Annotated in this window: 16 protein-coding genes and 1 pseudogene; 6 read left to right on the top strand and 11 right to left on the bottom strand. The window is 66.8% G+C overall.

The window, feature by feature from the left end:
• Positions 1 to 54: 54 nt before the first annotated feature.
• The gene (locus C3F42_RS00300) at positions 55 to 1635 is read left to right on the top strand and encodes an aldehyde dehydrogenase (NADP(+)) (RefSeq protein WP_104443765.1); all 1581 of its coding nucleotides are present in this window, start codon (positions 55 to 57) and stop codon (positions 1633 to 1635) included.
• A gap of 77 nt (positions 1636 to 1712) precedes the next feature.
• Here the strand turns inward: C3F42_RS00300 and C3F42_RS00295 are convergent, their stop codons facing one another.
• Complete coding sequence (locus C3F42_RS00295; RefSeq protein ID WP_023632887.1) at positions 1713 to 2462, bottom strand: FadR/GntR family transcriptional regulator; 750 nt, start codon at positions 2460 to 2462, stop codon at positions 1713 to 1715.
• A gap of 79 nt (positions 2463 to 2541) precedes the next feature.
• On the bottom strand, positions 2542 to 3309 hold the full coding sequence (locus tag C3F42_RS00290) for a helix-turn-helix domain-containing protein (RefSeq protein ID WP_094012518.1): 768 nt from the start codon (positions 3307 to 3309) through the stop codon (positions 2542 to 2544).
• A 109-nt stretch (positions 3310 to 3418) separates the two neighbouring features.
• Between C3F42_RS00290 and C3F42_RS00285 the strand changes: the two genes are divergently transcribed.
• The 3 genes from C3F42_RS00285 (at position 3419) to C3F42_RS00275 (ending at position 5353) form a co-directional block, all read left to right on the top strand.
• Positions 3419 to 4234, top strand: coding sequence for a sulfite exporter TauE/SafE family protein (locus C3F42_RS00285; protein ID WP_094012519.1), 816 nt, complete (start codon positions 3419 to 3421; stop codon positions 4232 to 4234).
• A gap of 64 nt (positions 4235 to 4298) precedes the next feature.
• A complete protein-coding gene (locus tag C3F42_RS00280; protein WP_094012520.1) occupies positions 4299 to 4949 on the top strand; it encodes a DUF998 domain-containing protein in 651 nt (216 codons plus the stop codon).
• Positions 4950 to 5023: 74 nt separating this feature from the next.
• A complete protein-coding gene (locus C3F42_RS00275) occupies positions 5024 to 5353 on the top strand; it encodes a hypothetical protein (protein ID WP_023631866.1) in 330 nt (109 codons plus the stop codon).
• A gap of 187 nt (positions 5354 to 5540) precedes the next feature.
• On the opposite strand, the gene C3F42_RS00270 is transcribed toward C3F42_RS00275, so the two are convergent.
• The 8 genes and pseudogenes from C3F42_RS00270 to C3F42_RS00235 form a co-directional block, all read right to left on the bottom strand.
• On the bottom strand, positions 5541 to 6860 hold the full coding sequence (locus tag C3F42_RS00270; RefSeq protein WP_104443764.1) for a cytochrome c: 1320 nt from the start codon (positions 6858 to 6860) through the stop codon (positions 5541 to 5543).
• Between the two features lie 11 nt (positions 6861 to 6871).
• On the bottom strand, positions 6872 to 8647 hold the full coding sequence (locus C3F42_RS00265; RefSeq protein ID WP_094012522.1) for a GMC family oxidoreductase: 1776 nt from the start codon (positions 8645 to 8647) through the stop codon (positions 6872 to 6874).
• Between the two features lie 12 nt (positions 8648 to 8659).
• Positions 8660 to 9393 (bottom strand): annotated as a pseudogene (locus C3F42_RS00260) (gluconate 2-dehydrogenase subunit 3 family protein).
• 137 nt (positions 9394 to 9530) lie between these two features.
• Entirely contained in the window at positions 9531 to 10517 is a 987-nt protein-coding gene (locus tag C3F42_RS00255) for a D-glycerate dehydrogenase (protein WP_104443763.1), read from the bottom strand.
• Between the two features lie 10 nt (positions 10518 to 10527).
• Positions 10528 to 11805 carry an MFS transporter gene (locus C3F42_RS00250; protein ID WP_038706248.1) on the bottom strand — a complete coding sequence of 426 codons (1278 nt, stop codon included), beginning with the start codon at positions 11803 to 11805 and terminating at the stop codon, positions 10528 to 10530.
• A 57-nt stretch (positions 11806 to 11862) separates the two neighbouring features.
• A complete protein-coding gene (locus C3F42_RS00245; RefSeq protein WP_094012524.1) occupies positions 11863 to 12822 on the bottom strand; it encodes a sugar kinase in 960 nt (319 codons plus the stop codon).
• Positions 12815 to 13585 (bottom strand): sugar phosphate isomerase/epimerase, encoded by a 771-nt coding sequence (locus C3F42_RS00240; RefSeq protein ID WP_094012525.1) that lies wholly within the window; start codon positions 13583 to 13585, stop codon positions 12815 to 12817. Before C3F42_RS00240 ends, C3F42_RS00245 begins: the two co-directional genes overlap by 8 nt.
• Before the next feature lie 72 nt (positions 13586 to 13657).
• On the bottom strand, positions 13658 to 14680 hold the full coding sequence (locus tag C3F42_RS00235) for a LacI family DNA-binding transcriptional regulator (RefSeq protein ID WP_094012526.1): 1023 nt from the start codon (positions 14678 to 14680) through the stop codon (positions 13658 to 13660).
• A 203-nt stretch (positions 14681 to 14883) separates the two neighbouring features.
• On the opposite strand from C3F42_RS00235, the gene C3F42_RS29545 reads away from it, so the two are divergent.
• Positions 14884 to 15054, top strand: coding sequence for a hypothetical protein (locus C3F42_RS29545; RefSeq protein ID WP_177410824.1), 171 nt, complete (start codon positions 14884 to 14886; stop codon positions 15052 to 15054).
• A gap of 155 nt (positions 15055 to 15209) precedes the next feature.
• Entirely contained in the window at positions 15210 to 17102 is a 1893-nt protein-coding gene (mrdA, locus tag C3F42_RS00230; RefSeq protein ID WP_094012527.1) for a penicillin-binding protein 2, read from the top strand.
• A 12-nt stretch (positions 17103 to 17114) separates the two neighbouring features.
• Here the strand turns inward: mrdA and C3F42_RS00225 are convergent, their stop codons facing one another.
• Positions 17115 to 17741 carry a glutathione S-transferase family protein gene (locus C3F42_RS00225; RefSeq protein WP_094012528.1) on the bottom strand — a complete coding sequence of 209 codons (627 nt, stop codon included), beginning with the start codon at positions 17739 to 17741 and terminating at the stop codon, positions 17115 to 17117.
• Positions 17742 to 17823 lie beyond the last annotated feature (82 nt).

The raw sequence follows: 17823 nt of genomic DNA, 5'->3' as shown, positions 1-17823 counted from the left end.
TCGCGGGACAAGCCCGCTCCCACGCATTGGCTCATCACTCATCCTGGAGTTTCCATGCCCAATATCCTCGGCCACAACTTCATCGCCGGCCAGCGCAGCGCCCTTGGCCCGCAACGCCTGTACAGCCTCGACGCCACCAGCGGCGAAGCGCTGCCCTACAGCTTCGTCCAGGCCACCGAGGGCGAAGTCGACCGTGCCGCCCGCGCCGCCGCCGACGCCTTCAGCGCGTTCCGCCAACTGCCCCCGGCCCGCCGCGCCGAGTTCCTCGAAGCCATCGCCGCCGAACTGGACGAACTCGACGAGCACTTCGTCGCCATCGTCTGCCGTGAAACCGCCCTCCCCGCCGCGCGCATCCAGGGCGAGCGCGGCCGCACCAGCGGCCAGATGCGCCTGTTCGCCCAGGTGCTGCGTCGCGGCGACTACCTCGGCGCGCGCATCGACCTGGCGCTGCCCGAGCGTCAGCCGCTGCCACGGGTGGACATCCGCCAGATGCGCATCGGGGTCGGCCCGGTGGCGGTGTTCGGTGCCAGCAACTTCCCGCTGGCCTTCTCCACCGCAGGTGGCGACACCGCTGCGGCCCTGGCCGCCGGCTGCCCGGTGGTATTCAAGGCCCACAGCGGCCATATGGCCACCGCCGACCTGGTGGCCTGTGCCATCCTGCGCGCCGCCGACCGCACCGGCATGCCCAAGGGCGTGTTCAACATGGTGTTCGGCGGTGGTGTCGGCGAATGGCTGGTCAAGCACCCGGCCATCCAGGCCGTCGGCTTCACCGGCTCGCTTAAAGGCGGCGACGCGCTGTGCCGCATGGCCGCCGAGCGGCCGCAACCAATTCCGGTGTTCGCCGAGATGTCCAGCATCAACCCGGTGATCGTCCTGCCCGGCGCCCTGGCCAAGCGCGGCGAGGCCATCGCCCGCGAACTGGCAGGCTCGGTGTGCCTGGGCGCCGGTCAGTTCTGCACCAATCCCGGGATGGTGATCGGCTTGCAGTCCCCAGGCTTCAGCCAACTGCTGGGCGAGTTGGGCCAGCACCTGGATCAGCAGGCCGGCCAGACGTTGCTCAATGCCGGCGGTCTGTGCAGTTATGTCGGCGGCCTGGAGCATCTGCAGGCCCACGCCGGCATCCAGCATCTGGCGGGGCAGCCGCAGCTAGGCGATCAGGCCCGGGCCCAGCTGTTCAAGGCCGATGCCCGCCTGCTGGCAGAGGCCGACCCGCTGCTGCAGGAGGAGGTGTTCGGCCCGGCCACGGTGGCCGTGGAGGTCGCCGACGAGGCACAGTTGCGCGCCGCCCTGCTCGGCCTGCGCGGCCAGCTCACCGCCACGCTGATCGGCGAGCCGGACGACCTCGAGGCCTTTGCCTGGCTGGTGCCGCTGCTCGAAGAGAAGGTCGGGCGCATCCTGGTCAATGGCTACCCGACCGGGGTCGAGGTGTGCGACGCCATGGTCCATGGCGGGCCTTACCCGGCGACCTCGGATGCCCGTGGCACTTCGGTGGGAACGCTGGCGATCGATCGCTTCCTGCGGCCGGTGTGCTACCAGAACTACCCGCAGGCTTTGCTGCCGGAGGCGTTGCGCGATGGCAACCCGTTGGGGCTGCGGCGGCTGGTGAATGGACAGTGGAGCGAAGGGGCAGTCTGACTACCTGGAAACGCGATTGGAAACGACGTGGGAGCAGGCCTGATACCGGGCTCCCACGCGTTTGACCACCTCGGACGTCAGCCCCGCTGCGCCTCGGCCTCTTCATGGGCCTGGCGCAGGCGTTCGCGGCTGTTGCTCAGGTGCATGCGCATGGCCATCTTGGCGCCTTCGCTGTCGCGCCGGGCGATCGCCTCGTAGATCGCTTCGTGCTCGTGCATCAACCGGCTCATGTAATGCGCCTGGTCGTCATGGGCCAGGCGCGCCGAGTTGAGCCGGGTACGCGGGATGATGCTGGTGCCCAGGTGATTGATGATGTCGGCGAAGTAGTGATTGCCGCTGGCCTGGGCAATGCGCAGGTGGAACTGGAAGTCCGCCGACACCGCATCCGAGGCATGGGCCGCGCCCTCGTTGAGCTCGTCCAGCGCGGCGCGCATGCCGGCCAGTTGCTCGTCGCTGCGACGCTCGGCCGCAAGGCCCGCCGACTCGATCTCCAGGGCAATGCGCAACTCCAGCACCGCCAGCACCTCGCGCAGGGTGACGATGGTCGCCGGGTCGATACGAAAACCCCCGGTACTTGGGGTGTCCAGCACGAAGGTGCCGATACCGTGGCGGGTCTCGACCTGGCCTGCGGCCTGCAGCCGCGAGATGGCCTCACGCACCACCGTGCGGCTGACCCCTTCCTCGGCCATGATCTGCGATTCGGTGGGCAGCTTGTCGCCGCGTTTGAGCTGGCCGCTGCGAATGCGCTCGGTCAGCACCGTGACCAGTTCCTGGGCCAGACTGCGTGGCTTGCGCCGGGTCCGTGCCTGTACCTGCTGCTCTGTCATGCCCTGTCTGTCTGGTTGTGGAAGACAGGCGCGATGATAGCGCAAGCAGTTGTACGATCACATACGTCCGGGCGGGTTTTCATGCGCCGTGGCGCGCCGCCGAGGGCGTGTGGCCCATGACCTTGCGGTACAGGCTGGAGAATGCGCTGGGGCTCTCGTAGCCCAGGTCCAGGGCGATGGCCGTCACCGCCTCGCCTGCCGCCAGGCGTGTCACCGCCGCCATCAGGCAGGCCTGCTGGCGCCATTGGCCGAACGACAGCCCGGTCTGCTCGCGAAAACGCCGGCTGAAGGTGCGCGGGCTGCAGTTGAGTTGACGCGCCCAGGCCTCGGCCCGGGCATGGATCAACGGCTGCGCCAGGAACGCCTGGCACAGGGCCGCCAAACGTGGCTCCGTCGGCATCGGCGCGAACAGCGGCAGGCGCTCGGCCTGGCCCAGTTCGTGCAGCAGCAGCCCCAGCAGCAGGCCGTCGCGCCCCGCCTCGTCATGCAGTGCCGGCACTTCGGCGCTGGCCAGCAATAGCTGGTGCAGCAGCGGTTGGACACGCAATGCCTCGCATAGCGGCCCCGGGCGAGGCAGTGCTGTCGGCTCGATGTAGAGGCTGCGGGTACTCACGCCGCGCATGCGCACCTGGTGCGGCTTGCCGGGAGGAATCCACACGCCGCTGCCGGGTGGAATGACCCAGGCGCCATCGTCGGTCAACACCTCCATCAGCCCGCTCATCCCGTACAGAAATTGCGCCCGGCGATGGACGTGCCTGGGCAACAGGGTGTCGGGCGGGTAATCGGTGGCGATGGCCAGTACCGCACGGGGGGTGGCATCGACTTGGGACAGGGGAACATTGCGCATGACAACAGGCTCTGGCCGTGATGCGATGATTATTGGCCAATTGGCGCAAGCCGGCCAAGAGGCAGGGGCCTACGCTGGGAGCCCCTGTCCTGGCCCTGAGGCTGTTCCCATGCTCTACCCCCTGCTTGGCTTGTTCGGCTTGTGTGCCGGCGTCACCACCTTGCTGTTCGGCTTCGGCGGCGGGTTCTTCGCCGTGCCGCTGCTCTATGCCCTGCTGCTGACCAGCCACGGCGCAGGCACGGCCGTGGCGGAGCATGCCATGCAGATCGCCGTGGCCACCTCGGCCACGGTGATGATCTTCAGCAGCGCCCTGGCCACCTGGCGCCACCACCGAGCCGGCAGCCTGCGCTGGGACCTGGTGCGGCCCCTGGCGCCGGCCATAGCCATAGGGGCGCTGCTCGGCGCCTGGGCCGCCCTGTACGTGACCAGCGCCTGGCTGCGCGGGTTGTTCATCGCCTATCTCCTGCTCAGCCTGCTCGATGCCTGGCTGCGCCCGGGCTTCGTCCGCACAAGCGGGCAGGCACTGGCTGAAATGAGCCGTACCGGCGCAACCCTCGCCGGCCTGCCCATCGGCGCGCTGGCGGCGCTGCTTGGCGTCGGTGGCAGCGTGATGACCGTGCCGCTGATGCGCCGCCGCGGCGCCAGTATGCGCACCGCCACTGCCATGGCCAATCCGCTGTCGCTGCCCATGGCCCTGGCGGCCACGCTGGTCTATGCCCTGGTGCCGAGCAGTCAGGCTGACCTGGGCTCCGGCGTGCTCGGGCTGATCGACCTGCGCGCCGCCCTGGTTATGACCGTCGGTGCCTGGCTGGGCATGCACCTGGCCGCGCCGTTGCTGGGGCGCATCCCCGACCACGTGCATGCCCGGGCCTACCTGGCGCTGCTGGCCTGCGTACTGCTGGTGATGCTGCTCGTTGGCGATTGAGCCTGGCCATGGGACATGCCCGCGCTGTAGGCTGCGACCTGCTCTCTCCAAGGAAGGAAACCGCATGAAGACGTTCGATCGCCTGCTGCTCGCCACTGGCCTGCTCATTCCGCTCTGGCTGTTGTCGGGCGTTGGCCTGACCGCCCTGGCCTATCCCGGCTACGACCATCTGCAACAGGCCATGAGCCAGCTCGGCGCGGTCGGCGCGCCGACCCATGGCTTCTCGCCCTGGGTCAACAACTTCCCCTTGGCGTTGCTCTTCGGCCTGTTCGGCTGGGGCCTGGCGCGGCGCTGGCAGTACTCGGGTCTGGCTCGGTTGAGCGCGGGGCTGGTGCTGCTGCACGCTGTCGGCAGCCTGGGTACCGGCTGGTTCCCCTGCGACCAGGGCTGCGCGCCGCTGGAGCCGTCATTCTCGCAACAGATGCACAACCTCAGCGGCCTGCTGATGTTCCTCTCGCTGACCCTGGCCAGCGTGTTGTGGATCTGGCTGGGCAAACGCGTGGCAGGTTCCCCCTGGCTGGGAAGGTGGTCGCTACTGTGCTCGGTGCTGGCGATGATCACCGTGGTGCTGATGGCCAAAGCCGCGCAAGGCGGTGAACTGTTCGGCCTGTACCAGCGCCTCAACTACGGCATCAGCGTGTTGTGGGTTGCCGCCCTGGCCCTGCAATCGTTGCGCTGGCGTTCGCGCGATGGCCTGCAAATGGCCATCGCCTGACGGCAAACTGCTGGCCCCCAGGCGTCGAAAGCGCGGGCAAACTTCGTTTTCCTTCAGATGCTTAGGACAGCAACATGCGCGTAATTCTAGCAACCGTGGCTGGCTGCCTGCTGGCCACGACCGCCTTTGGCGCCCAGGCCCGGGCCCTGAGCCAGAACGATCGCCAGGTGTGCGGCTGGGGCGCGCAGATCGCCGCCGAGGCGCAACAGGCCAAGCTTTCCGGGGTGACCCTGTATGCCACGCGCAAGAAGCTGCAGGCACGCAAGTTCGCCAAGCCATGGATGCGCATGACGGCGTTCGGGATCACCGAGCAGACGTATAACAGTCGCTCGCGGCTGAAGCCTGCGGCGATCAAGCAGACGTATTACGAGCAATGCGCCCAGCATGCAGTCGCTAAAAATTAATTCATATAATTCAAATAGTTATGAGTTATATCAAATGTATTTTATTAGAACATGCTGAAGTGATTTCGAGGTATTCGGCGGCGTAATCGGCAACCGGTGGGAGCGGGCTTGCCCCGCGATCTGGCCAAGCGGCCATCGCGGAACAAGCCCCCTCCCACAACACCTCCCTGTCAATCGAGCCTGTCGATCAAGGCTCCACAATCCCCGTGGTATCACCGATCAGCGTCTGAGCCTTGAGCGGCACCGGTGCTGCCTTGCGTAGCGCCGCCACCTGCCCCGCGGTCACCGCCGCGGCCTGGTTGCCCCAGCTGCTGCGAATGAAGTTGACCACATCGGCCACCTGCTGGTCCGACAGCCGCCAGCCGAAGCCGGGCATGCTGAACGTCGACGGCGCGCTCGCCGTGGCCGGTAGGGTCGCGCCTTCCAGCACGATGTGGATCAGCGAGGTGGCATCCTGCCCCTGCACCACTGGATTGCCTGCCAGCGCCGGGAACACCCGGGCATAGCCTTGGCCGTTGGTACGGTGGCAAGCCCCGCAGTTGTCCACGTACAACGCCGCGCCCGTCTTGCCGTCATTGCCTTGCCACAGCGCCAGGGCCGCGCTGGGGTCCGCCTGGAACGGCTGGTCGTCCGGGTTGCTCGGCGGCAAGGTCTTCAGGTAGCGGGCAATGGCCGTCAGGTCGGCATCGCTCATGTACTGCATGCTGTGCTCGACCACGTCGCTCATGCCGCCGAACACCGCGGTGCGCTCGTTGCGGCCGGTCTTGAGGAAGGCGACGATCTGCGCCTCGTTCCAACTGCCCAGGCCGTCCTTGTGGTCGCCGCGCAGGCTCTTGGCGATCCAGCCCTCAAGCGGTGCGCTGCCGGCCAGGAAGGCGTCGCCGTCGTTGGTATCCAATGCCTTTTCCTGCATGGTGATCGCCCGTGGCGTATGACAGGCGCCGCAATGGCCCAGCCCTTCGACCAGGTAGGCACCCCGCGCCACCACCGGATCACGCCCTGCGGCTTCGAACGGCTTGACCTCGGGCGCGAACAACCCACGCCAGAACGCCAGCGGCCAGCGCATGCTCAATGGCCAAGGGATGTCGCTGGCCTTGTTCTGCTGCGCCACCGGCTGCACGCCGTGCATGAAGTAGGCATACAGCGCCTGCATGTCCTGATCGCTGACCCGGGCATAGGACGGGTATGGCATGGCCGGATACAGCGTACTGCCATCCTTGCCGATGCCCTGGCGCACGGCGCGCTCGAAGTCTTCGTAGCGATACTGGCCGATGCCGCTGGCGTGCGGGGTGATATTGGTCGAATAGAGGGTGCCGATCGGCGTCTCCATCGGCAGCCCGCCGGCGAAGGGCTTGCCGCCCTTGGCGGTGTGGCAGGCCACGCAGTCGCCGGCACGGGCCAGGTACTCGCCCTGCTTGACCAAGGCTGGATCGACGCCGTCGGCGGCGTGCAGCAAGGTGCTCGCACCCAGGCCGAGCATGGCGATGAACAGTGTCTTGAGTTTCATGACCGGCCTCCTCATGCCTGCACCAGTGGGCCGGGGTTCTTCAGGTAGCGTTCGCGGATCGCCCGCGCCGACCAGTAGGTCAACGCCGCCACCAGCCCGGTGGGGTTGTAGCCCAGGCCCTGGGGGAAGGCCGAGGCGCCGGGCACGAACACGTTGTGCACGTCCCAGCATTGCAGGTAGCGGTTGAGCGCGCTGGTCTTCGGGTCGGTGCCCATGATTGCGCCGCCATTGAGGTGAGTGGTCTGGTAGGTGGAGGCATCGAAGTGCTGGCCGAAGGCCTTTTTCCCCGCGCTGATCGCCTTGGGCCCCATGGCTTCGGCGATCTTGCCCATGCGCTCGACCATGAAGCGGTTCATCTTCACGTCGTTGTCCTTCCAGTCGAAGGTCATGCGCAGCAACGGCTGGCCGTAGGCGTCCTTGTACACCGGGTCCAGGTCGAGGTAGTTGTCGCGATAGGACTGGTGCGCGCCGTGGGCGTCCATCGACAGCATATGCCGGTAGCTGTCGGCCACCGCGGCCTTCCAGCCACTGCCCCATTTCGGCGTGCCCGGTGGCACCTTGGTACCGGAGATCGGCTTGGCGCCCGCCTGGTTGACCCAGAACGGCGAGCCGCCGACGAAACCGTGGGGGCCATGGTCGAAGTTATCGGCGTTGAAATCGTCCACCGCCACACCGTTGCCGCCGGCACCGATGAAGGGGTTGGTATGGTGGCTGTCGCGATCAAAGAACGCGGTCACGGTGGAGATGTTCTGGTAGGCGAAGTTGCGCCCCACCACGCCTTGGTTGCTGACCGGATCGTAGGGTTTGCCAATGCCCGAGAGCAGCATCAGGCGCACGTTGTTGTACTGGAAGGCGCCGAGGATCACCAGGTCGGCCGGTTGCTCGACCTCGCGCCCCTGGCTGTCGACATAGGTCACGCCGGTGGCCAGGCGTTTGTCCTCGGTCAGGTTGACCCGCAGCACATGGGCATTGTTGCGCAACTCGAAGTTCGGCACCTGGCGCAGGGCTGGCAGGATATTCACGTTGGGCGAGGCCTTGGAGTACATGTAGCAGGCATAGCCGCTGCAGTAACCACAGAAGTTGCACGGTCCCATCTGCGCACCGTACGGGTTGGTGTAAGGCCCCGAGGTGTTGGCCGACGGCAGGTTGTAGGGGTGATAGCCGACTTCACGGGCGGCCTTCTCGAACAGTTGCGCCGACACGGTGTTCTTCTGCGCCACCAGCGGGAAGTCGCTGGAGCGGTCGGCGGCGAACGGGTTGCCGCCCTTGTCGCGGCCCACCACCTGGCCCTTGATCGACCAGGCCGTGCCGGAGGTACCGAACACCTTCTCGGCGAAATCGAAGTACGGCTCCAGCTCTTCGTAGCTCACGCCGAAGTCCTGGATGGTCATGCCTTCGGGGATGAAGGCCTTGCCGTAGCGCTCCTCGTAGTGGCTGCGCAGGCGCAGCTCCACCGGGTCGACGCGAAAATGCACGCCGGACCAGTGCAGCCCCGCCCCACCCGTGCCGGTGCCGGGCAGGAAGGCGCCGAACTGGCGATACGGCACGGCCACGTCGTTGACGCTGTGGCGCAGGGTCACGGTCTCGCGGGAGATGTCCATGAACAGCTTCTTGCGCGAGTTGTAGGTCAGCTCGTCCATGGTCTGCGGGTAGACGCCATCCGGGTAGGTGTCCCGGGCCGGGCCACGCTCCAAGGCGAGCACCTGCAGGCCGGCCTCTGTCAGCTCCTTGGCCATGATCGCCCCGGCCCAGCCGAAACCGACGATGACTACATCGACTTTCTTCATCTGGCTCATGCTTCAACCCCGCTCGCCGCTGATGGAGACCGGCGGGAACGGATAACGCTCGTCGCGCTCCACCCAGTCCATGAAATCGGCGCGGGCGCCTGGGAAGCCCACCAGCTTCCAGCCGACCAACCCCTGGTTGCCTCACTGAAAAAGCCTTCGCGGGTGTTGAGCCAGAGCATGTTGAAGAAGGTGGCCGCCGGCAACGAGGCAAATGTCACCGTACCGCCGTCCAGGGCCTCCAGTACCTGCTGCTGGCGCGCAAGATCGAGCTGGGCGAACGCCTTGCCGAACTGCGCCTTGCACCAGGCGTCGGTCTCGGCGATGCCCAGCCGGTAGATCTCCTGGGGGTTGAGCTTGAGCTGGTAGCCCAGCTCGCTGGGGGCGTCGGGGTGGAATGGCCCCTGCATGTACCACAGCCCGCCACTGCCGTAGCGGGTGTTGAGCTGGCGGTCGATGAACTCGGGCACGCCGGCATCGGCCGCGCCCGCGCCCAGGGCATCAGTGGGGATGAGCACGGCCACGGCGGCGCTGACGAAGGCCCACTCCTCCTGGGTGAAGAAGGTCGGCTGGTAGGCGCGCGCGGTGACCGGCCGGGCCGGTTCGGCGGCTGCCGGGGTGGCGCTGTCGGCGAGCACTGCACCGCCCAGTCCCGTGCTGGCGAGGGTCGCCACCGGGATCAGGGTCAGGGATTGGCGCAGGAACGCCCGGCGCGCCGGTTGCACGGAGGCGGGTTGGTCCTTGGACATGAGGATGTCTCTCTGTTGATCAGGTCATACGGGAATCGTCGCTCCTTTGGTGGGTGGGGCCAGGGCTGCGCAGCGGCCCCACTCCTCGAAATCACACAAGAGCTGTTGTTATCAGGCAAACGAAACGCTTGCCAGGTTCAACGCATACGCAACTCCCACGCCCTCGGGTTGACCAGGTTCGCCGGCCGCTCGCCGGCCAGCGCGGCCAGCAGGTTGTCCACCGCGCAGCGGGCCATGGCTTCGCGGGTCTCCAGCGTGGCCGAGCCGATATGCGGGGTGACCACCAGGTTGTCTAGTTGCAGCAGCGGCGAATCGGCCGCCAGCGGCTCCTGCACGAACACGTCCAGCCCGGCGCCGCGAATGCGCCGCTCGGCCAGGGCCTGGAGCAAAGCCGCCTCGTCCAGCACTCGGCCACGGGAGATGTTCACCAGGATCGCAGATGGCTTCATCAGCGCCAGCTGTGGCGCGCCGATCAGGTTCTCGGTCGCGGCGGTCAACGGCAGGCACAGGCAGACGAAATCGGACTCGGCCAGCAATGCCTCCAGGCTGCGATGCGCGGCGGCGAACCGCGCCTCCACTTCGGGCCGCGGCTGACGGGTGTGGTACAGCACGCGCATGCCGAAACCGGCATGCGCGCGTCGGGCCAGGGCCTCGCCGATACGGCCCATGCCGACGATGCCCAGGGTCTTGCCCTGCACGTCGCAGCCGAACTGCGCCGGCCCGATCCCGGCCCGCCAGTGGCCGGCGCGAATCCAGCCATCGAGCTCGACCACGCGCCGGGCACAGGCCAGGATCAGCGCGAAACCGGTGTCGGCGGTGGTTTCGGTGAGCACGTCGGGAGTGTTTGTCAGCAGCACCCCACGCTGATCCAGCGCCTCGATATCGTAGTTGTCCACGCCCACCGACACGCTGGAGATCACCTCCAGCTGCGGCGCCAGGTCGAGCAGCGCGCGGTCCAGGCGCAGGCTGGCGCCCAGCAGGCCATGGGCGCCCGGCAGCGCCGCGCGCAAGCGCGCCAGGCCATCGGCGGCCGGCGCCTCGACCAGGATCACCTCGGCCTGCGCGTGCAGGCGCGCCATCAGTTCATCGGACAGGCGTTTGTAGGCGACGATGCGCTTTTTCATGCTGAGGCTCCTATCGGCTCGGCGCCAGGCTTTGCCGGCGCGCCTGTTGCAAGGGGTTGAGGACGGCGGTCAGGGCCACGGCCAACAGCAGTGCACCGCACATGAACAGGTACGAAGCGCCGGGGCCGCCGGTGACACCATTGAGGTAGCCGACCAGGTACGAGCCCGAGAACGAGCCCAGCGCGCCCATGCTGTTGATCAGCGCCATGGCGCCCCCGGCGACGTTGGCCGGCAACAGTTCGGGAACGATCGCGAAAAACGGCCCGTAGGGCGCGTACATGCAGGCGCCGGCGATCACCAGCAAGGCGTATGACCACCAGAAGTGCTCGGTACCCAGGGCATAGGAGCCGTAGAACGCCAGCGCGGCGATCAGCAACGGCGGCCAGACGAAGCGCTTGCGCTTCTGCAGGCGGTCCGAGGCCCACGACACCCCGAGCATGGCCAGCACCGCCCCCAGGTACGGCACCGCCGACAGCCAGCCGGCGGTGACGATGTCCAGCGCGGCGGCCTGCTTGAGGATCGACGGCAGCCAGAGGACGAAGCCATACACGCCGATGCTCCAGCAGAAGTACTGCAACGACAGGATGATCACCGTGGGCGAGCGGAATGCCTCGGCATAGTTCTTCACCGGCTTGATGCCCTGCTGCTCGGCGTCCAGCGCTTGGCGCAGCGCGGCCTTCTCCCGGGCATCGAGCCACTTGGCCTGCTCCGGTCGGTCATCGACCAGGCGCCACCAGATGAACGCCCAGAGAATGGCCGGCGCGCCCTCGATGATGAACATCCAGCGCCAGTCGAACTGCTGCACCAGGTAGCCCGAGACCACCGACATCCACAGGATGGTCACCGGGTTGCCGAGGATCAGGAAGGTGTTGGCCCGCGAGCGCTCGGCGCGGGTGAACCAGTGACACAGGTAGATGAGCATGGCCGGCATCACCGCCGCCTCGACCACGCCCAGGAGAAAGCGGATGGCGATCAGCCAATAGACGTCGTGGACGATCCCGGTCAGCGTGGCCAGCCCGCCCCAGAGGATCAGGCTGGCGAAGATCAGCTTCTTCACGCTGCGCTTCTGCGCGTACAGGGCGCCGGGCACCTGGAAGAAGAAGTAGCCAAGGAAGAACAGCGCGCCGAGCAGCGACGACAGCGCCGGGGTGATCTTCAGGTCGTCGGCCATGCCCGAGGCCGCGGCGAAGCCGTAGTTGGCCCGGTCGAGGTAGGCCAGGCTGTAGGTGATGAAGACGATGGGCATGATGTACCACCAGCGTCTGGGTGCGAGTCGATCGATCTGCATGGGTGTTCTCCTGGTCTTGTTGTTCTTGTCACATCAGGTTGCGTACAGGCCGGCGCTTCAGCGTGCTTCGCGCTCAGGGCTTTCGTGGTGGTCCAGTTCATGACGTTGCGGCAGGCCTTCCATGTCGCCGCGGCTCTGCACCGCGCGGCTGCCGCACCAGTTGCCGCGGGCCACGGCGCGGCGCAGCGGCAAGCCTTCGAGCAAGGCGCTGATCACCCCGACGGCGAAGGCATCGCCCGCGCCCACGGTGTCCACTACCCGCGCGACCGGCTGGCCGGGCACCACGCCATGGGCACCCTGGGCATCGCGCCAGTAGGCGCCTTCGGCCCCCAGCTTGATCGCCACGTACTGCGCGCCCTGCTCTAGGTAGAACTCGGCGATGGCCTGCGGCGCCTGCCGGCCGGTGAGCAGGCGCCCCTCCTCCAGCCCTGGCAGCACCCAGTCGGCCTTGGCCGCCAGGGCGTTGACCTCGCGCACCATGGTCTGGCGGTCGGGCCACAGTGACGGACGCAGGTTGGGGTCGAAGGAAATGCTGCGGCCATTGGCTCGCATGCCGTCCAGCAACTGGTGACACAGTTCGCGGCAACTGCCTGAAAGCGCCGCCGGAATGCCCGTGGCATGCAGGTGCCGGGCCTGCAACAACGCCGGCCGCACCAGCGCGGGCGACAGCCGACTGGCCGCCGAGCCACGGCGGAAATACTCGACTTTCGGATCGCTGCCATCGTCGCAGCGCTCCTTGAGCTGGAACCCCGTGGGGTGCCCGGCATCGACCTCGACACTGGAACAGTCCAGGCCTTCGCGGCGCAGGCTGTCGAGCACGAAGGCACCGAGCGAGTCGTCACCGACCCGGCTCAGCCATTGCACCCGCAGGCCCAGGCGTGACAGGCCGATGGCCACGTTGCTGTCGGCACCGGCGATGCGTTTGCCAAAGCCCTCGACCTGGGCCAGGTCGCCCGGCTGCGCCGCCACGAACATGGCCATGGTTTCACCGAAGCACAGCACGTCATGCTCAGCCATGGCACACCTGCCCTTCCAGCTCGGCCAGTTGCGCGACCTGGCGCGCCGTCAGTGCCAGCAGGTCCTCGCCGGCCAGGGGGTACTCGATGGCACGCGGCAGGCCCGGGGCGAAATGCGTCATCAATTCGCGCCACTGGGCCAGGTCGAGGTCCTCGGGCACCACGGCTACCAGGCGCCCGTCGGCGCGGCGCGCCACCGCCTTGCAGTGCACGTAGCGCACCCAACGCCCCAGCAATTGCGCGGCCAGCAGCGGCGACTCGTCGTGCCAGTACCAGTTGCCGATGTCGAAGGTCATGCCCGGCGCCACGCCTTGCGCCTGGGCCTCGCGGAAAAACTTCACCAAGGTCGGCAGCCGCCCACCGTAGGGCGTCTGGTCGTTTTCCACGTACAGCGCCGTCTTGTGTTGCAACAGTGGTGCCAGCGCCAGTAAATCGCAGCCATCCTGGTAATGACCCAGCGACACCTTGAGTGCCACCGCGCCGATCTCGCTCGCCAGTTGCAGCCGCTGGGCAATCGCGGGCTCCAGGCTGCCATCCTCGCGCCACAGTTCCAGTGGCGTGGAGTAGAGACTCTGCAGGCCATGCTCGGCGGCCAGGTTGGCCAGGGTAGCGGCATCAGGCGCAGCGTCGAACAGCTCCTCGCGCCATTCCACCCGCCGTGCCCCTGCCGCAGCGAGCAACGGCAGGTAGCTGGCCTGGCCCAACCGCCTTACGGCATCGGCACCGAAACTCGACAAGCTGATGGAAACAGTGTGCGTGCGCATCGTGGTAATCCTTGTTCTTGTGGATGAAACCGGTTTCATTTTTCTCCGGCAACAACGGCGTCCGCGACGCCGTCAGTGTTGTGATCGGGTAGAGCCTCGCGCAATGAGCTGCGCGCGCAGATCCAGGCGCCGGGCCGGCAGTGGGCTGCCTTGCAGGCGCTCCAGCAGGCACTGGAACGCCGCCGCGCCGATGCGCCCGGTGGGTTGCGCCAACGCGCTGATGCCGTTGCCCACCAGCGGGTACCAATCCAGGTCGTCCAGCGCCAGCAGGCCCAGGTCCTGGAACAGCGGCTCGCCCCTGGCGTGCAGCACCCGCACCAGCTCCAGGGTGGCGACACCATTGCAACTGAACAGCGCCTGCGGGCCGTGCCCTGCCCCGGCGATGAACGCGCCCAGCTGCTCGGTGAGGCCCGGGCCTACCTCCAGCACCTGCCCGCGCAACCCACGACGCCGGGCGATGGAGGCCTGGAAGGCATCCACGCGCTCCTGCCGCGAGCTGGTGCCATCAAGTGGCTCGGTGACGGCGAGGATGTCGCGATAACCGTTGTGTTCAAGGTGATCCAGCGCCTGCTCGACGGCGTCGCTGTTGTCCAGGCCCACCAGATCGACCGGCAGGCCCGCCAGTTGCCGGTCGACCAATACCATGGGCAGGTCGCGGACCAGGCTGGCCAGCTCCCCGGCGCGGTGGCCCAGGGTGTTGACGATCAGGCCGTCGACGTTGTACGCCTGCAGGGCCTGCAGCTGGCTGCGCTCCTGGGCGTCGTCACAGTCGGTGTTGCACACCACCAGGCTGTAGCCGTGCTGGCGACAGGCCGTCTCGACAGCGTGCATCACCGCCACGGAATAGGGGTTGCGGATATCCGCCAGGAGCATGCCGATCAGCCCGGTGCGACCGCGCTTGAGGGCACTGGCCATGCGGTTGGGGCGATAGCCCAGGCGCTCGACGACGGCTTCGATCCGCTGCGCGGTCGCCTCGGCGAGCAGTTGCCGATCCTCGCCCATATAGCGCGAGACGGTTGCCTTGGAGACGCCGGCCGCCTTCGCGACCTCGCTGATAGTGACCCGCCCGCGGACAGGAACTGCGTCTTTATCCACCCCTGAGCCCTTCTTGTAGGTGTTTGTGCAGGGTTGATGAAACCGGTTTCAATGAAATCAGGGATGATCCATGCCGTCAAGTGGCGAGCTTTGTGCCAAAGCAGGCGCATACACTGCCAAACCCTCCCTCCTGCCCTGTACCTCGGCCTTCGGAGCGGTATGGTGATACTTCGGACTTCGCTCGCCCTGCCCTGGAGATAGTCATGACCGCTCTGTTTCGTATCAGCCTGGTGCTAATGCTCGCCGGCATGGGGATGGGGGATATCGTGGTGGCCAGTGTCGGGCTGCTGGGCTTGTGCGCAGGCGCCGTGATGCTCAGCATTCGCCAGGATGCGGTTGCTCAGCCGGCAAGAGAATCGGAGTTCATCGCCTAGGCCTGTGCCCACATGAAAGAAGCTTCATGATTGCCGCAGAGCCCCTGCCTGCGGGCCAGAGCAATGCCTGGCCAGCATTGCGCGGGGCGCTGCGCCTTGAGCCTCACCGCCTGCCCGCGTAGCATCGCCGCCCCACCCGCCGCTCCCCTGTGCTCATGCCGCAACCCATTCCCCTCAAGGACCACGAAAAGGAAAAGCACCTGGTCAACCGCCGGCTACTGGCCTGCGCCCTGCTGGTGCTCGGCCTGGTGGCGGTACTGGTAGGCCGGCTCTACGTGCTCCAGGTGTTGCAGCACGACCAGCAGTCGGCGGTATCGGAAAACAACCGCGTGCACGTGCTGCCGATCCCGCCCGAACGCGGCCTGATCTACGATCGCAACGGTGTGGTACTGGCCGACAACAAGCCCAGCTTCAACCTGACCATGACCCGCGAGCGGGCCGGCGATTCGAAGAAGGTGCTCGACAACCTGGCGCAGGTCCTGGGACTGTCCGAGGACGACCGCCAGCAGTTCGACAAGGACCTGCGCCGCGGCCGCAAGCCGTTCGAGCCGGTGACCCTGCTGGTCGGCCTGAGCGAGGAGCAGATCGCCCTGATCGCGGTCAACCAGTTCCGCCTGCCGGGGTTGGAGGTGGAGCCGCAATTCATTCGCGAGTACCCCTTGGCCGAACACTTCGCCCATTCGGTCGGCTACGTCGGACGCATCAACGAGAAGGAAGCCAAGAGCCTCGACAGCACCGCCTACCGCGGCACCCAGTCCATCGGCAAGACCGGCATCGAGCGGTTCTACGAGGACCAGCTGCATGGCCAGGTAGGCTACGAGGAAGTCGAGACCAACGCCCAGGGCCGGGTGATGCGCGTGCTCAATCATCACGACCCGGTGCCCGGCAAGGACATCGTGCTGAGCCTCGACGCCCACCTGCAGCAAGCCGCCGAGAAAGCCCTGGGCGATCGGCGCGGCGCGGTGGTGGTGCTCGACCCGGACAACGGCGACGTGCTGGCGATGGTCAGCAACCCGGCGTTCGACCCCAACCTGTTCGTCAAGGGCATCAGCTTCAAGCAGTACGCCGCCCTGCGCGACTCCATCGACCGGCCACTGTTCAACCGCGTGCTGCGCGGGCTGTACGCCCCAGGCTCGACGGTCAAGCCCGAGGTGGCCATCGCCGGCCTCGACAGCGGCGTGATCACCCCCGGCAGCCGGGTGTTCGACCCCGGCTACTACGAGCTGCCCAACTACGAGCACAAGTACCGCAACTGGAACCGCACGGGCGATGGCTGGGTCGACCTGTACAGCGCGATCATGCGCTCCAACGACACCTACTTCTACGACCTGGCGCACAAGCTGGGCATCGACCGCCTGCACGACTACATGGCCGAGTTCGGCCTCGGCCAGAAGGTCTCGCTGGACATGTTCGAGGAAGCGCCGGGGCTGATGCCGTCCCAGGCGTGGAAACGCGCCACCCGGCGCCAGGCCTGGTTCCCCGGCGAAACGCTGATTCTCGGCATTGGCCAGGGCTACATGCAGGTGACCCCGCTGCAGCTGGCCCAGGCCACCAGCCTGCTGGCCAGCAAGGGCGTGTGGCACCGCCCGCACCTGGCCCTGACCATCGGTGGCCAGGCGCCGGTCGACCCGCATCCGATGGCAGATATCGTGCTGCATGACAAGCATGCCTGGGACCAGGTCAGCCAGGGCATGCAGATGGTCATGCACGACCCGCGTGGCATCGCCCGCGCATCCGCCGCCGGCGCCCAGTACCGCATCGCCGGCAAGAGCGGCACCGCGCAAGTGGTGGCGATCAAGCAGGGTGAGCGCTACAACCGCAACAAGACCCTCGAGCGCCACCGCGACAACGCCCTGTTCGTCGGTTTTGCCCCGGCCGATCATCCGGCGCTGGTGGTGGCGGTGATGATCGAGAACGGCGAGGCCGGTGGCCGCGTAGCGGGACCGGTGGTGCGCGAGGTGATGGATGCCTACCTGCTGGATGAGCAGGGACATTTGAAAGACCGGTATGCCGGAGTGCAGCAGCCCAGGAACATCCCGCACAGCTAGGGTCGCGTTGCCTCAACCAGCGGCATTCGGCATCAGGTCATAGGGGTGTTTCCACCCTGGCATGTCCTGGATTCGCTGCTTCCAGGCTTCGATATGCCCGAACTCGGCAACCGCCAGGCCGGTGTCCTCGGGCATGTACACATAGCCCGCCAGGGACAGATCGGCGATGGTCAGTCGCCCACCCACCATGAACGGCGTCTTCGCCAGGTGCGCATCGACGATCTGGTACGCCGCCCTGGCCCGCTCGCGCAGAAAGCGGGTGACATCCGACTCGCCCATCTGCTTCAGGCAGTAGATAAAGCGCAACGCCGCGTAGTAGCTGGTGAACTTGTGGTTGTCGAACAGCATCCAGCGCCAGATCTCGCGCTTTTCGTGATCGTCACGCGGGCCGAACTGGCCGGTGCGCTCGGCCAGGTAGTCGAGGATCAGGGCCGATTGGGTAAGCTTCTCGCCGGCATGTTCCAGCACCGGCACCTCCCCTTGCTCGTTGACCGCGTCACGCCAGTCTTGCCCGCGGGTCTGGCCATGGAAGAAATCGACGAACACCGGCACCCAGTCCTGGCCGGTGAGTTGCAGCATCAGCGCGGCCTTGTAGGCATTTCCCGACTCGGCAAAGCAGTGGAGCGTATATTCGGCCATGGAGTACTCCTAGATTCCTTTAATTGGTGGCTGACGCAGGCTAAGAAGGTACGGCGATAAAAGGGCTAGTCAGCTTCAGGTA

The organism is Pseudomonas sp. PONIH3 (assembly GCF_002934345.1).
In the GTDB taxonomy this organism is placed as follows: Bacteria; Pseudomonadota; Gammaproteobacteria; order Pseudomonadales; family Pseudomonadaceae; genus Aquipseudomonas; species Aquipseudomonas soli.
This window is presented reverse-complemented; position numbering and strand designations above follow the sequence as displayed.

Excerpts from the sequence above, each read along its gene's own strand:
- C3F42_RS00270 (WP_104443764.1), bottom strand. The coding sequence starts at position 6,860 with ATGAAACTCAAGACACTGTTCATCGCCATGCTCGGCCTGGGTGCGAGC.
- C3F42_RS00255 (WP_104443763.1), bottom strand. The coding sequence starts at position 10,517 with ATGAAAAAGCGCATCGTCGCCTACAAACGCCTGTCCGATGAACTGATG.
- C3F42_RS00265 (WP_094012522.1), bottom strand. The coding sequence starts at position 8,647 with ATGAAGAAAGTCGATGTAGTCATCGTCGGTTTCGGCTGGGCCGGGGCG.
- C3F42_RS00295 (WP_023632887.1), bottom strand. The coding sequence starts at position 2,462 with ATGACAGAGCAGCAGGTACAGGCACGGACCCGGCGCAAGCCACGCAGT.
- C3F42_RS00250 (WP_038706248.1), bottom strand. The coding sequence starts at position 11,805 with ATGCAGATCGATCGACTCGCACCCAGACGCTGGTGGTACATCATGCCC.
- C3F42_RS00280 (WP_094012520.1), top strand. The coding sequence starts at position 4,299 with ATGAAGACGTTCGATCGCCTGCTGCTCGCCACTGGCCTGCTCATTCCG.
- C3F42_RS29545 (WP_177410824.1), top strand. The coding sequence starts at position 14,884 with ATGACCGCTCTGTTTCGTATCAGCCTGGTGCTAATGCTCGCCGGCATG.
- C3F42_RS00290 (WP_094012518.1), bottom strand. The coding sequence starts at position 3,309 with ATGCGCAATGTTCCCCTGTCCCAAGTCGATGCCACCCCCCGTGCGGTA.
- C3F42_RS00240 (WP_094012525.1), bottom strand. The coding sequence starts at position 13,585 with ATGCGCACGCACACTGTTTCCATCAGCTTGTCGAGTTTCGGTGCCGAT.
- mrdA (WP_094012527.1), top strand. The coding sequence starts at position 15,210 with ATGCCGCAACCCATTCCCCTCAAGGACCACGAAAAGGAAAAGCACCTG.
- C3F42_RS00285 (WP_094012519.1), top strand. The coding sequence starts at position 3,419 with ATGCTCTACCCCCTGCTTGGCTTGTTCGGCTTGTGTGCCGGCGTCACC.
- C3F42_RS00300 (WP_104443765.1), top strand. The coding sequence starts at position 55 with ATGCCCAATATCCTCGGCCACAACTTCATCGCCGGCCAGCGCAGCGCC.
- C3F42_RS00245 (WP_094012524.1), bottom strand. The coding sequence starts at position 12,822 with ATGGCTGAGCATGACGTGCTGTGCTTCGGTGAAACCATGGCCATGTTC.
- C3F42_RS00225 (WP_094012528.1), bottom strand. The coding sequence starts at position 17,741 with ATGGCCGAATATACGCTCCACTGCTTTGCCGAGTCGGGAAATGCCTAC.
- C3F42_RS00275 (WP_023631866.1), top strand. The coding sequence starts at position 5,024 with ATGCGCGTAATTCTAGCAACCGTGGCTGGCTGCCTGCTGGCCACGACC.